This window comes from Haloferax prahovense, assembly GCF_000723845.1.
Classification (GTDB): Archaea; Halobacteriota; Halobacteria; order Halobacteriales; family Haloferacaceae; genus Haloferax; species Haloferax prahovense.
Genome location: NZ_LK053000.1, coordinates 987,680 through 1,000,623 on the forward strand (window position 1 = coordinate 987,680; position 12,944 = coordinate 1,000,623).

Sequence of the window (12,944 nt, forward strand, 5' to 3'; positions counted from 1 at the left end):
CCTGCTCCGAAGAGAGGCACGCACGTGACCAGAGACGGGACTTCAGCACAGCTCTCGCGTCTGCTCGTGAGGCGGTCGGCGTTCGTCCGAGCGCTCGCGGAGCGACCGCGAGACAAGCGCGGGCTCGCCGACGACCTCGGTACGTCGCGTTCGACGGTCGACCGCGTCGTCCGCGAACTGCTCGACGCCGGGCTCGTCGAGCGCGGCGACGGCGAGTACCGACTGACGTGCGTCGGCCGGCGCGCGCTCGACGCGTACGACGAGTGTCTCGACTCGCTCCGCGGCGTCTACGCGGCCCGAGACCTCCTCTCGATGCTCCCGGTCGACGCGCCGCTCGACCCCGCGTTCTTGACGGGCGCGACGGTGCACACGTCGAGTCCGAACATCCCGGACAGCGCGATTCAGGAGCTGTTTTCGAGCGTCGAGAGCGCGGAGCGAGTCTACGGCGTCGCCCCGGTCGCGCTCGTCGGTCAGCTCCGCCCGTTCTACGAGACGGCGACGGCCGGCGGGACGGTTGTCGAGATGATAATCGCCGACGAGCTGTTCGACCGTCTCGTCGCCACTCCGGACTCTCACGCGGTCATCGCCGACCAGCTCCGACACGAGTCGGTGACGCTCTACCGGGCCGAGGTTCCGTTCCGGTTCGGCCTCTGGGTGACGGAAGACGAGGCGGGCATCGTCGTCTACACCGACACCGGCCTCGGCGGGGTCGCCCGCAACGATACCGAAGACGCGGTCGAGTGGGCCAACGAGCAGTTCGAGACGCTCCGCGAGAACGCAGAACGCCTGACGCTCGATGACCTCGACGAAGCCGACGGCGAGTGAGCCGCACCGCTCGGCGGTGAACTGTCCGGCCGGCCGCCGCGAGCCAGCGACCGCCGGGCCGACGCGGGAATTTTATCGCCAGACGACGAAGCCGCGGCCGTGAGCGACCACGACCACGGCGAGAGCCACGGAGCCGGAGACGACAGCCATCACCACGACCACGACGGTCACCACGGCGACGGCGAACACGACCACGACCATCACCACCACGACATCGACGACCTCGACGCGGCGGTGCTGACGGTTTCGTCCACCCGCGACGTGGACGACGACCCGGCGGGCGACGCGATAGCGGAACTGCTCCACGAGGCCGGACACTCGGTGTCGGTCCGGCGGGTCGTCGACGACGACTACGACGCGATACAGACCGCGGTCTCGCGGATGGCCGACCGCGGCGACGTCGACGTGACGGTCACGACCGGCGGGACCGGCGTCACGCCCGACGACCGGACCGTCGAGGCGGCGACCCAGTTGTTCGACAAGACGCTTCCGGGCTTCGGCGAGCTGTTCCGGCGGCTCTCGTACGACGAAATCGGCACCAAGGTCGTCGGCACCCGCGCGACCGCGGGCGTCGTCGACGGGATGCCGACGTTCTGTCTGCCGGGGAGCGAAAACGCCGCCCGACTCGGGACCGCGGAGATAATCGTCCCGGAAGCGCCGCATCTCACCGGCCTAGCTCGGCGCGACGAGGAGTAGGTAAGTGCCCACAGAATCGGGGGTCCTCGGGCGAATCCGACTGCAACGTCTGCCCAGTCGCGGCCATTTAAGTTCGCGCACACGCTCCGAAGAGGTATGAGCCAGCAGTCCCCACGCGAGGAGGACCCGGACGACGTGTTCTCCAGCGGTAAGGACCCGAACCTCCGCAGCACGGAGGTCACGGAGGGTCCCGACAAGGCCCCGCACCGTGCGATGTTCCGCGCCATGGGCTTCGACGACGAGGACTTCTCGTCGCCGATGGTCGGCGTGCCGAACCCCGCCGCCGATATCACGCCGTGTAACGTCCACCTCGACGACGTTGCCGACGCGGCCATCGAGGGTATCGACGCCGCGGGCGGGATGCCCATCGAGTTCGGGACCGTCACCATCTCCGACGCCATCTCCATGGGGACCGAGGGCATGAAGGCCTCGCTCATCTCCCGCGAGGTCATCGCCGACTCCGTCGAACTCGTCTCCTTCGGCGAGCGCATGGACGCGCTCGTCACCGTCGCCGGCTGCGACAAGAACCTCCCCGGCATGATGATGGCCGCCATCCGGACGGACCTCCCCTCCGTCTTCCTCTACGGCGGTTCCATCATGCCCGGCCAGCACGAGGGCCGCGAGGTCACCGTCCAGAACGTCTTCGAGGGCGTCGGCACCTACGCCGAAGGCGACATGAGCGCCGACGAACTCGACGACCTCGAACGCCACGCCTGCCCCGGCGCGGGCTCCTGCGGCGGGATGTTCACGGCCAACACGATGGCCTCCATCTCCGAGGCGCTCGGAATGGCCCCCCTCGGCTCCGCCTCCGCGCCCGCCGAGTCCGACGAGCGCTACGAGAACGCCCGCCGCGCCGGCGAGGTCGTCCTCGACTGCGTCGAAAACGACCGCCGCCCCTCCGACATCCTCACGAAGAAGTCCTTCGAGAACGCCATCACCCTGCAGGTCGCCACCGGCGGGTCGACCAACGCCGTGCTCCACCTGCTCGCGCTCGCCGCCGAGGCGGGCGTCGACCTCGACATCGAGGAGTTCGACGAAATCTCCCGACGCACGCCGAAAATCGCCAACCTCCAGCCCGGCGGCACGCGCGTCATGAACGACCTCCACGAAATCGGCGGCATCCCGGTCGTCATCCGCCGTCTCGTCGAGGCCGGTCTGTTCCACGGCGACGCGATGACCGTCACCGGTCGCACCATCGCCGAGGAACTCGACCACCTCGACCTCCCGGACGACGAGGGCCTCGAAGCGGACTTCCTCTACACGGTCGACGAGCCGTATCAGGAGGAGGGAGCCATCAAGATTCTCACCGGCAACCTCGCGCCCGACGGCGCGGTCCTGAAGGTGACCGGCGACGACGCCTTCCACCACACCGGCCCCGCCCGCGTCTTCGAGAACGAGGAGGACGCGATGCGCTACGTGCAGGAGGGTCACATCGAGGAGGGCGACGTCATCGCCATCCGCAACGAGGGTCCGCGCGGCGGCCCCGGCATGCGCGAGATGCTCGGCGTCACCGCGGCCGTCGTCGGACAGGGCCACGAGGACGACGTGGCGCTTCTCACCGACGGCCGGTTCTCCGGCGCGACGCGCGGCCCGATGGTCGGCCACGTCGCCCCCGAGGCCACCGAGGGCGGCCCCATCGGCCTCCTCGAAGACGGCGACGAGGTGACCGTCGATATCCCGAACCGCGAACTCTCCGTGGACCTCTCCGACGAGGAACTCGAAGCGCGGAAAGAGGACTGGGAACCCAAGCCGCCGGCGTACACCTCCGGCGTGCTGGCGAAGTACGCCCGCGACTTCGGCTCCGCCGCGAACGGCGCGGTGACGAATCCCGCGCTCACGCGCGACGAGTAACGACGAGTCGCCGCGGCGTCTCCCGCGACGCGACCACAGTCGTCAAAACAGGTGCACGCCGGACGTCCGGTACAGGGCGAACCCCCCGATTCCGAGTGCGGTTCCGACCGGTATCAGCGCAATCACTTTTCGCGGCTGTTCGGTGAACCCGTAGACGCACAGGCCGACCGGGACGGACAGCAGCACGTCTATCGTCCACTCCGGGAGGGCGGGCGAGAGCCCCGACCACGGAACCAAAAAGAGGAGTCCAGCGCCGCCGAAGAACGCGATGATTCGGTTCCACCGCCACGATGCGAACTGCACGGCGCAACCGACAGTAGCTACTGGATTGACAGTTTCGGTGCGGAACTCGGTCACGGTGTCGCCGACTGCGGGGTCGCGGAGTCGCCGAGTCGACTCGGATTAGGCCACGCGGTTCCGCAGGTCGTCGTCGTCGCCGGCGTCTAGTTTGTCGAGGTTCTCGGCGATGATGTCGGCCATGCGTTCCCAGTACTTCGGGGTGTGGCCGGCGTTGTGGGGGGTGATGAGGACGTTCTCGAAGTCCCAAAGCGGGTGGTCCGAGGGGAGTGGTTCGGGGTCGGTCACGTCGAGTGCCGCCCCGCGGATGCCGTTGCTCCGGAGTTGCGAGACGAGCGCGTCGGTGTCGACGACCGGGCCGCGGCCGACGTTGACGAGGACGGTGTCGGGGGCCATCGACGCGAACGCGTCGGCGTCGACGAGACCGCGGGTGGCGTCGGTCAGCGGGCACGCGATGACGACGTAGTCCCCGCGGGCGAAGGCGTCGTGGAGGCCCTGTTCGTCGTCGAAGCCGACGACCTCGTCGGTCGGGCCGCCCTTCTCCGGCGAGTAGCGCACGCCGACGGTCTCGACGCCGAACGGTTCGAGTCGGTCCACGATCGCCTCGCCGAGCGCGCCGAGACCGACGACGGTGACCGTCGAGTCCTGCAGTTCGACCGTCGGGTACGACTGCCAGACACCGGCGTCCTGCTGGCGCTCCGCGACGTGGAAGCGGCGGGCGAAGTAGAGGAGGCTGCCGAGGACCTGCTCGGCGATGTTCGGGCCGTGGACACCGGAGGCGTTTGTGACGGCCACGTCGCGAGCCTCGAACGCCTCGATGGGGAGGTGGCCCGTGCCGGCGAACACGCAGGCGAACAGGTCGAGGTTCTCTGCGGCTTCGAGGTCCGCTTCGTCCGCGTCGAAGCCGGTCGCGACTCGCGCGCGGGAGAGGAGGTCTCGCTCCTCCGCGGGAGTCGTGGCGAGGGCGACCTCGCGGTCGGGGAGCCGCTCGCGGAGCGTTTCGGCGTACGCCTCGGCAGACAGGCCGTGAATCTTCTGCCGAAGCACCGCGATGTCTGGGTCGGACATGCTCGATGATTCTCGAAGTCGGTGATGAATCTGTCCGATTCGGCCGGGTGTACGCTCACTCGATGGGCTCCCGCCGTCGCGGGTGACGTTTCGAAATCGTACGGGTGACCGCGACGGCATCGACTGTCGGGTCGACGACGAACCGCGAGCCGTCTTCACCGAGTCTCCACGCAACGGGCGCATACCCCTGTGGGGCGGGGCCGCCGTCGACGAAGACGAGGTCGCCCGTCTCGTCGCGAAACACGACGGGCTCTCTCGGTTCGTCCGGCTCGTCTGCGGTCATTGACTCGGAGCTACCGCGCTCTCCGCTATAAACCTCCGCACTCAGTTATCACCCCCGGTATTCAGCTAGATTCTGTTGACAAAAACGCTATACGTCGATGAAATTCATCGAGCCCTATGATTATCGGTAGTAGTATTTTGAAAGAGCGGTGAGCCACGTCACGGAATCGACCGGGGAGTTCCCGTCGAGAGGGCCGAGCGGCGGCGCGTCGAGCTGCGAACGCGGCGTTGCTGGAGCGCGGTCGGTGCAGCGCGCGGACGCGCGGCTCGAAACCGTCGGACGCCGCGTCGGTTCAGGGGGTTTAATACCCGAGCGAAGTGCTGTAGCGGTATGGAACGCGTAGATGTCGCCATCATCGGCGGCGGTCCGGCCGGCACGTCGGCGGCACACGCCGCGGCCTCGGCCGGGGCCTCCGCCCTGGTCCTCGAGAAGGGCGTCCCCCGAGCAGACCGACCGCGCCTCGGGCCCGACTCGACGGACGCGGCCGGTATCCTCGACTACTGGGTGGACATCATGGGCATCCACCCCGACGAGTTCCCCGACGACGTCGTGCTCGACATCCTCGACCGCGCGGAGTTCATCGGGCCGAACGAGTCGCTGACCCTTCGGAGCACCGGCATCGACTCCTCGTACGACGAGTTCGGCTACACCTTCCACCGGGCGAAGTTCGACGACTGGCTCCGCAGTCGCGCCGAAGACGTCGGCGCGGAGTACCGCGTGAAGGCCTCCGTCCGCGACGTGGAGACCGACCTCGACGCCGCCGGCGGCGACCCCCGGCACGTCGTCCGCCTCGCCAACGGCGAGGACGTGGGCGCTGACTTCGTCGTGCTCGCCGACGGCCCCCAGCGGACGATCACGAACAAGGTGCTCGACGACCTGCTTCCGTTCCCCATCACGGACCGCCTGTCGTCGACCGAGGCGAACCACATCGCCTATCAGGAACACCGCGAGTTCCCGCCGGAACTGTTCGACGAGGTCGACGGCGCGATTAAGTTCTGGTGGGGCTACATGCCCGGCCACACGGCGTATCCGTGGATTTTCCCGAACGACAACAACGTCTGCCGGGTCGGCCTCACGATGCCCATCGGTCTCGACATCGACGAGGTCGAAGACCGCGAGGCGTACAAGCTCCTCCGCGAGGACGACGAGCGAATCCCGCAGGGCCGCGAGTACGTCCGCCGCCTCCTCGAACAGGAGTACGGCGACGAGTACGACATCGACGAGGACTTCCCCCTCGTCGAGGACCGCGGGAAGACGAAGGGGACCGAGACGTACGCCATCTCCTCGACGCGACCTATCGACTCGCCCGCGGCGGCCGGCATCGCCGTCACCGGCGGGGCGATGGGCGCGACTTCGGCCTTCCACGAGGGCGGCGACCACGTCGCCGTCCGGACGGGAGCCATCGCCGGCGAACTCGCCGCCGAGGGCGACCTGAGCGACTACAACGACCGCTGGAAGGACGCCATCGGCGACGAAATCCTCCGGAACGTCGCCATGGCCGAAATCGTCCACGACTACGGCCCCGGCCAGTGGGACAAGACGTTCAAGGCGGCCCGGAAGCTCCTCGAAAAGGACGAGGGCTACAAGGCGTTCGGCGCCTCGAAGCTCAGCGCGGGGTTCAGCGCCGCCAAACTCGCCACGCAGTACCAGCGGACGAAGGTGAAGTACCGCAAGGGCAAGTACGTCCAACTGCGCGAAGACGAGTACGCGCTGTAGTCGACGGAAGACTTATCAGTTTCTCCGAATTTCTGTCAGTGGATGGCCGGTCGACCCTCTCGCCGTCAACTGCTCCGCCGCGGAGCCGCGGCGGTCGGCGTCGGGCTGACCGGCGGCCTCGCCGGCTGCTCGTCGCTTCGTGGGTGTACGTCGGCCGAAATCGTCCTCCGGGCGGAACTGGTCGGGAACGCCCCGGACGGGGCGACCGTCGTCGACGCCGCCGACCCACGGGTCGCGAACAGCCCGTGGGTGCTGAAGGTGGTCGAAGCGGCCGCCGAGGGCCACCCCCGCGAGTCGAGTATCTCCGACTGCCTGAGCGACTACGACGCCCTCCGCGCGGACCTCGACGCGCTCCCGGCGTTCGACCGGTCCGAAGACCGTCTCTACTTCGTCCGCGTCAACGGGCAGGTCGTCCGACTTCGGGCCGTCTTCTTCGCCGGCGACGACGCCCGCCGGTCGGAACTCGTTTTACCCCCGGCGCGCTAGGGTCGACTGCGTACCTCAAGTCCCCGTCCGAGTGTTCCCGCTTCGGGAGCGATGACAGCACGGCGAACCCGGGTACGCAACAGCTACTGGCCGGCAGACGCCGGCGTACTTCGGAACGTCCGCGCCCGAAAGACGGACCGCCCGGCACGAGGGTTTCCCGGTCGACGCGGCACGCCGCCTCGGGATGAGACCGGCCGTTAGTGTTCTGGGCGACACCTTCTCTCGGTGAGAGACTTCGTCGACGCTCGTCAGCCGTCAGTCGCCAGTCGCCGGCCCGACTCGCGAGTGTGGCGAATCCGAAGCCCCGCGAGCAGCCGCTATCGGTCCCCGAACGTGCCGGACCGTTCACCGAGTGCCGCGCGTATCGCCCGGCGGTACCGGGCGGCCAACGCCGTCACCACGAGTCGGTCGCGGTCGTTGACGCCGAGCGCGACGAGCGCGACCACGTACGTCGCCGCGCCCAGCGTCGCGCCGGTGGCGACGACGACCGCACCGGCCCCGCCCAACGCCTCGCGGACGAAGAACATGACACCGGCCGCCGCGACGCCCGCGCCGAGCGGCTTGAAAAACGTCGCGTCGAAGGGCCACAGCCCCTCGAAGCGCCGCAGGAGGACGACCTGAATCGAGTTCTGGACGGCGATGGCGACGGCCGTTCCGAGCGCCGCGCCCGACAAGCCGAACGCCCGGACGAACGCGAACGTGAGGAGCGTGTTCAGCACGGCGAGCAGCCAGTCGAGCGCCATCCGGGCGTACTGGTGGTCGGTCATCATGAGCAGCCACCCCGTCGCGCCGACGGCGCTCCCGACTAAGACGCCGCCGAGGTAGACCACGAGTGGGACGTAGCCCGCCGTGAAGTTCGGGCCGAACACGGAGAGAATCGACCGCCCGTACACCGTGAGCACGACCAGTATCGGAACGACGCAGGTGACGATGAGCCGCGTCACCGCCGTGTACACCGCGTTGAGCGTTTCCATCTCGTCGTCGGCGTAGAGCGCCGACGCGACCGGCGGCAGGAGCATGTTGAACGAGAGGAGCGGAATCCACGCCAGCGTCACCAACACGAGTACGACGTTGTAGACGCCCGCCGCCTTCGCCGTCAGGAGGAACCCCACGAGCATCACGTCGACGCGGTTCTGGAACACCTTCCCGAGGCTGCTCAGCGCGATGGGCGCGGAGTGGTTGTAGAACCGCCGGGCCTCGGAGCGCACGCCGCGAAGACCGGGTCGGATACCGCTCGCCGAGACGGCCATCGGAAAGCCCACCAAGACGAGCACGGCCATGCCGACGACGAACGCGCCGGCGACGCCGACGAGCGAGTACCCGAGCGCCATCGCGCCGACGGCCCCCACCAGCCTGACCGCCGGGCGGAGGATGCGGTTGAAAAGCGCCTCGCCGCGGGCCGACTGCACGGCCCTGAGGATTCCCGCGTGGACCTGCACCAAGCCGACGAGGATAACCAGCGCCGCGAACAGGTGTATCGTCGGCGGGAAGTCAGGGTGCGAGACGGTCGCGGCGTTGAGCCGCCCGCTCGCGAGGACCAACCCGCCGGCGAATCCGAGACCGACGATGAGCGTCGTCAGATACGCCAGCCCCACCACTCGTCCCTGACGCGCGGGGTCGTCGTCGTGTGCGGAGAGGTACCGCTGGAGCGTCGGGACCGACCCGAAGTTCACGAGACGGAACAAGAGCTGGGAGACTCGCCACGCGAACGCGTAGACGCCGTAGACGACCGGGCCGAACCCCTGTGCGAGCGCGTACTCGGTCGCCGTCGTCAGCGCCCGCTGGAGCGACTGTCCGCCGGAGGCGACGACCGCGCCGTGGCCGATGGTCAAGAGCGCCTCGCGTTCGTCGTCAGAGATGTCGCTGTCAGGGACATCGTCGTCGGGGACGACGCCGTCGAGAGTATCGTCCGCGGCTGTTTCGGAGGGCACTGTCGCGTCTCTGTCGCTTGTCGGGGTCGAAAATAAGTCGCTTGATTCCCCCCCGCGAGTGAGCGCCTGCCGGTCAGGCCGCGGTCGGTCGCCCGACGGTCTCGCGGACGAACTTGCCGAGCAGTCCGAGCGTCGCCGCCCCCATCGCCGCGGCGAAGGCGACGACGAACACCGAAAGCGGGTCGCCGAGGTCGGACAGCGCCCGCGAGCGGACGAAGTTCGCGGCGAGGACGGTCGTCACGGCCAGCAGGACGACGCCGCCGAGGTTGGCGAGCGTCGAGTTCGGCTCCGCGACCGCGTCGCTGTTGAGCAGGACGAGCACGACGGCGATGGCGAAGGGCGTGCCGACGAGCCCGAACGCCAGCACCAACACGAGAAGCGGGAAGAACGCGCCGCCGAGGAACGCGCCAACGCCGGAGAACAGCGCCACGCCCGCGAGGAGCGCGCGGTACCGACCGTCGGAGAGGTCCGTCCCCCAGCCCAGTTTGTCGGCGACGAGATACGGCGGGACGACGGTGTTGCCGCCGAGCGTGGAGACGGCCGCGCCCAAGAGGCCGAGGAGGAACAGCCACTTGGCGTTCGCGCCCGCCAGCGGGCCGAGCGCCTGCGCGGCCGTCACCGCCGAGAGGTCGCTCGCGGCCACCTCGGGGGTATGGAGGACGCCCGCCGCGACGACGAAGATGGCGAGGCTGTAGATGCCGAAGGCGACGAGCATCGACGCGCCCACGTCGAACGTCGCCAGCCCGTAGTCGCGGGTCGTCCAGCCGCGGGCGCGCATCGTGTACGAGTGCATCGTGATGAGCGTGATGTGGACCGCGCCGCCGAGGATGCCGGCGGCGACGAGCGCGCCGTCGACCCCGGCCGGGATGCGCGGCACGAGCCCGCCGACCGCGGCCGCCGGGTCGATGGGGACGAAAAACAGCGACGCGAGGAACGCGACGACGACGGCCGCGACGAGCCCCTTCGCGAGGAGTTCGACGAAGCGGTAGCCCCGCCCGGCCAGCCCGGCCGCGAGGACGACCGCCCACGCGACGCCCCAGACCCGGGCGTCGACGCCGGTTATCGTCGCGCTCACGTCAGCCAGACCCTTCATGATGACCAGTTGGGCCAGCCCCGCGGCCAGCACCGCGTCGGCGACGAGCACCCACGCCCAGCCGTCGCCCAACTCCCGTTCGACCACGGCAATGAGACCGTCCTCCGTGAGCAGGCCGAGTCGCATCGACAGGTACTGCGCCGACGCGCCGAGGACCGCCGAGAGCACCACGACCCACAGCATCGCGTAGCCGAACGTCGCGCCGGCCGTGAGCACGGTCGCCATCGTCGCCGGCCCCGCCGCGACCGCGCCCGCGACCCACGACGGGCCCATCTCCGAGAGATATCCCCGCCAATTGCCGCCCGTTACCGCCGATACGTCGAGTCTTGGTTCGTTCATGCCGTCGTGGTCTCGGCGGTCGTCACAAAAGTGTTGCTACTGGGTGTTACAACCGAGTAATTATTTCGGAACCGCGGTGGGTCGGCACGCTACCTTTTATTTGCCGCACCTGAGTGACCTATGTAATGAGCGATGGAGGTAGCGGAGCGGTAGAACTTCTCGTCGTCGCCAGCTTGGGGGTCACGGCGGCGGTCGCCGAAGCCGTTCGCCGGCGGGAGGCGCAGTTCGAGGTCGAGACGGTTCGAACCGCGACCGGAGCGCTGGACCTGCTCGAAGACGCCGACTTCGACTGTGTCGTCTCGGGGGTCGACGCCGGGGAGACGGACGCGCTCGGCTTCCTCACCGCGATTCGGAAGCGGGACGTGGAACTTCCGTTTCTCGTCGTCGCCGACGAGGAACACGAGGTGACGGCGAGCGACGCCCTCGATGCCGGCGTCACCGACTACGTCCGGGCGCGAGGCTCGGAGGGGTACGACGAGTTGGCCGTCCGAGTCGAGCGGGCGGTCGCGGCGACCGGCCGCCGGGCGGTCGACCCGTCGCTCGTCTACGAGCGCGTCTTCGAACAGATACTGGAGGGCGCGTGCCTGTACGACCGCGACGGTCGGTTCGTACTCGTGAGCGACTACCTCGCCGGGTTCTACGGGGCGACGCCCGCCGAACTCGAAGGCGAGCGAAGCCTGCTCGTCGAGAGGATTCGCGAGGAGCGCACGGGTGACCCGTATCAGCAACTCTTGGACGGCGAGGTAGACTGCCTCGAAGGCGAGACCGAACTCGTCACCCCTGACGGCGAATCGCGGACGCTGAGCTACCGCTTCGCGCCGTTTCGAGTGACCGACGAGGTCGTCGGCGTCATCGCCGTGTCGAGGGACATCACCGACCGACGAGAGCGAGAGCAGAAACTGAAGCGCGCCCGCGAGGAGTACCAAGAGCTCATCGACGGGATGAACGACACCGTCTGGGTCATCGACATCGACAGCCACATCCTCGCGGTGAACGAGACCGCGGTGGAACTGCTCGGCTACTCCCGGGACGAACTGCTCTCGATGACAGTCCACGACATCGACGCGGGACTCAGCGACGAGGAGGCTTCGGCGCTCATCTCCCAGATGCCGACGGACGGAACGCAGGTGTTCGAGACGGTCCATCGGGCGAAAAACGGCCGGGAGTTCCCCGTCGAAATCAGTTCGAGCCTCGTGACCTACCGCGGGGAGACGGTCGTGCTGAGCGTCGCCCGCGACATCACGACGCGGAAGCGCTACGAGGCGGAACTCCGCGAGCAGAACCGCCTCCTCGAAACGCAACGCGACGAACTCGAGGTGCTGAATCAGGTCGTCCGCCACGACGTTCGCAACGACCTGCAGTTGGTGACCGCCTACGCGGAACTGCTCGCCGAGCGCGTCGACGACGACGACAACGAGGCGCGGGAGTACGTCGAAATCGTTCGGAAGCGCGCCAATCACGCGGTCGAACTAACGGAGACGGCGCGAGACATGGCCGAGATGATGGGCGGTCGGGGCGTCGAAAACGAGCGGGTCCCGCTCCGACCCGTGCTCGAATCCGAACTCGCGTCGCTCCGGGACATGGCCCCGGACGCGACCGTGACGGTCAACTCAGAGATACCCGCGGTCGCGGTGCTCGCCGACGACATGCTCGGGTCCGTCTTTCGGAACCTCCTCACGAACGCCGTCCAGCACACCGACAAAGACGAACCGACTGTCGACATCTCCGTCTCGGAGACCGAGAGAGGAGACCGCGTCGTCGTCCGCGTCGCCGACGACGGGCGGGGAGTGTCGGACGAGCGGAAAGAAGCGATTTTCGCCAAGGACGAAAAGGGACTGGAGAGTCGGGGAACCGGCCTCGGACTGTATCTCGTGCAGTCGCTCGTCGAAACGTACGGCGGCGACGTGTGGGTCGAAGACAACGACCCCTGCGGGTCCGTCTTCGCGGTCGAACTCCGGACCGCCGACGGGGGTCAGGACGGCTCGGACCAGTCGTCGCCGACGCGGTCGTAGCCCATCATCTGCCTCCCCTCGTGTTCGGTGAAGACGACCTTCTGGTTCGACTCCGGCACGCCGAACCGCTCTGCGACGGCGTCGATGACCGCGAGGGCGAGTTCGCGCTTCCGGTCCGCCGACCGACCCGCCCGGATATCGGCCTGCAGTACGACTGTCTTCTCGTCGGTCGCCCGGCCGAGATGAATCGTCTTGACTTCGCGGACGGTGACGGCGGCGTAGTCGGTGTCGGCGTCCATTCGCTCGGCGTACAACTCGGCCAGCTCGGTGGCGAACTGGTTCGCCTCTCGCTCCGTGACCTCGAAGTCGAGGTCGAACTGTAGGTGCGGCATCTGGGGTGAGCCGCG

At 68.4% G+C, this 12,944-nt stretch carries 12 protein-coding genes; 6 read left to right on the forward strand and 6 right to left on the reverse strand.

What is annotated here, in order from left to right; genetic code table 11:
• Positions 1–24: 24 nt before the first annotated feature.
• The 3 genes from BN984_RS04780 (at position 25) to ilvD (ending at position 3,372) form a co-directional block, all read left to right on the forward strand.
• The gene (locus tag BN984_RS04780) at positions 25–825 is read left to right on the forward strand and encodes a helix-turn-helix transcriptional regulator (RefSeq protein ID WP_049913574.1); all 801 of its coding nucleotides are present in this window, start codon (positions 25–27) and stop codon (positions 823–825) included.
• Positions 826–924: 99 nt separating this feature from the next.
• Positions 925–1,521 carry a MogA/MoaB family molybdenum cofactor biosynthesis protein gene (locus BN984_RS04785; RefSeq protein ID WP_049967788.1) on the forward strand — a complete coding sequence of 199 codons (597 nt, stop codon included), beginning with the start codon at positions 925–927 and terminating at the stop codon, positions 1,519–1,521.
• A gap of 96 nt (positions 1,522–1,617) precedes the next feature.
• Positions 1,618–3,372: a dihydroxy-acid dehydratase gene (gene ilvD, locus BN984_RS04790; protein ID WP_049967789.1), complete on the forward strand. Its 1,755-nt coding sequence runs from the start codon at positions 1,618–1,620 to the stop codon at positions 3,370–3,372.
• A gap of 42 nt (positions 3,373–3,414) precedes the next feature.
• Here the strand turns inward: ilvD and BN984_RS04795 are convergent, their stop codons facing one another.
• The 3 genes from BN984_RS04795 to BN984_RS04805 form a co-directional block, all read right to left on the reverse strand.
• On the reverse strand, positions 3,415–3,675 hold the full coding sequence (locus BN984_RS04795; RefSeq protein ID WP_008095153.1) for a hypothetical protein: 261 nt from the start codon (positions 3,673–3,675) through the stop codon (positions 3,415–3,417).
• 99 nt (positions 3,676–3,774) lie between these two features.
• On the reverse strand, positions 3,775–4,737 hold the full coding sequence (locus BN984_RS04800) for a D-2-hydroxyacid dehydrogenase (protein WP_049967790.1): 963 nt from the start codon (positions 4,735–4,737) through the stop codon (positions 3,775–3,777).
• A 55-nt stretch (positions 4,738–4,792) separates the two neighbouring features.
• Positions 4,793–5,020 (reverse strand): hypothetical protein, encoded by a 228-nt coding sequence (locus BN984_RS04805; protein WP_049967791.1) that lies wholly within the window; start codon positions 5,018–5,020, stop codon positions 4,793–4,795.
• 330 nt (positions 5,021–5,350) lie between these two features.
• On the opposite strand from BN984_RS04805, the gene BN984_RS04810 reads away from it, so the two are divergent.
• Positions 5,351–6,736 carry an NAD(P)/FAD-dependent oxidoreductase gene (locus BN984_RS04810; protein ID WP_049967792.1) on the forward strand — a complete coding sequence of 462 codons (1,386 nt, stop codon included), beginning with the start codon at positions 5,351–5,353 and terminating at the stop codon, positions 6,734–6,736.
• Between the two features lie 42 nt (positions 6,737–6,778).
• Positions 6,779–7,222, forward strand: a complete 444-nt coding sequence (locus BN984_RS04815) for a hypothetical protein (RefSeq protein WP_008095146.1) — start codon at positions 6,779–6,781, stop codon at positions 7,220–7,222.
• Between the two features lie 317 nt (positions 7,223–7,539).
• On the opposite strand, the gene BN984_RS04820 is transcribed toward BN984_RS04815, so the two are convergent.
• A complete protein-coding gene (locus tag BN984_RS04820) occupies positions 7,540–9,153 on the reverse strand; it encodes a lipopolysaccharide biosynthesis protein (RefSeq protein WP_049967793.1) in 1,614 nt (537 codons plus the stop codon).
• A gap of 73 nt (positions 9,154–9,226) precedes the next feature.
• Positions 9,227–10,585 (reverse strand): NRAMP family divalent metal transporter, encoded by a 1,359-nt coding sequence (locus tag BN984_RS04825; protein ID WP_049913573.1) that lies wholly within the window; start codon positions 10,583–10,585, stop codon positions 9,227–9,229.
• 125 nt (positions 10,586–10,710) lie between these two features.
• Between BN984_RS04825 and BN984_RS04830 the strand changes: the two genes are divergently transcribed.
• Positions 10,711–12,597, forward strand: a complete 1,887-nt coding sequence (locus BN984_RS04830) for a PAS domain S-box protein (RefSeq protein ID WP_049967794.1) — start codon at positions 10,711–10,713, stop codon at positions 12,595–12,597.
• Here BN984_RS04830 and BN984_RS04835 read toward each other — a convergent pair.
• The gene (locus tag BN984_RS04835; RefSeq protein WP_049967795.1) at positions 12,558–12,929 is read right to left on the reverse strand and encodes a tautomerase family protein; all 372 of its coding nucleotides are present in this window, start codon (positions 12,927–12,929) and stop codon (positions 12,558–12,560) included. The genes BN984_RS04830 and BN984_RS04835 overlap by 40 nt on opposite strands.
• Positions 12,930–12,944 lie beyond the last annotated feature (15 nt).

Excerpts from the sequence above, each read along its gene's own strand:
- BN984_RS04825 (WP_049913573.1), bottom strand. The coding sequence starts at position 10,585 with ATGAACGAACCAAGACTCGACGTATCGGCGGTAACGGGCGGCAATTGG.
- BN984_RS04815 (WP_008095146.1), top strand. The coding sequence starts at position 6,779 with ATGGCCGGTCGACCCTCTCGCCGTCAACTGCTCCGCCGCGGAGCCGCG.
- ilvD (WP_049967789.1), top strand. The coding sequence starts at position 1,618 with ATGAGCCAGCAGTCCCCACGCGAGGAGGACCCGGACGACGTGTTCTCC.
- BN984_RS04800 (WP_049967790.1), bottom strand. The coding sequence starts at position 4,737 with ATGTCCGACCCAGACATCGCGGTGCTTCGGCAGAAGATTCACGGCCTG.
- BN984_RS04830 (WP_049967794.1), top strand. The coding sequence starts at position 10,711 with ATGAGCGATGGAGGTAGCGGAGCGGTAGAACTTCTCGTCGTCGCCAGC.
- BN984_RS04835 (WP_049967795.1), bottom strand. The coding sequence starts at position 12,929 with ATGCCGCACCTACAGTTCGACCTCGACTTCGAGGTCACGGAGCGAGAG.
- BN984_RS04810 (WP_049967792.1), top strand. The coding sequence starts at position 5,351 with ATGGAACGCGTAGATGTCGCCATCATCGGCGGCGGTCCGGCCGGCACG.
- BN984_RS04805 (WP_049967791.1), bottom strand. The coding sequence starts at position 5,020 with ATGACCGCAGACGAGCCGGACGAACCGAGAGAGCCCGTCGTGTTTCGC.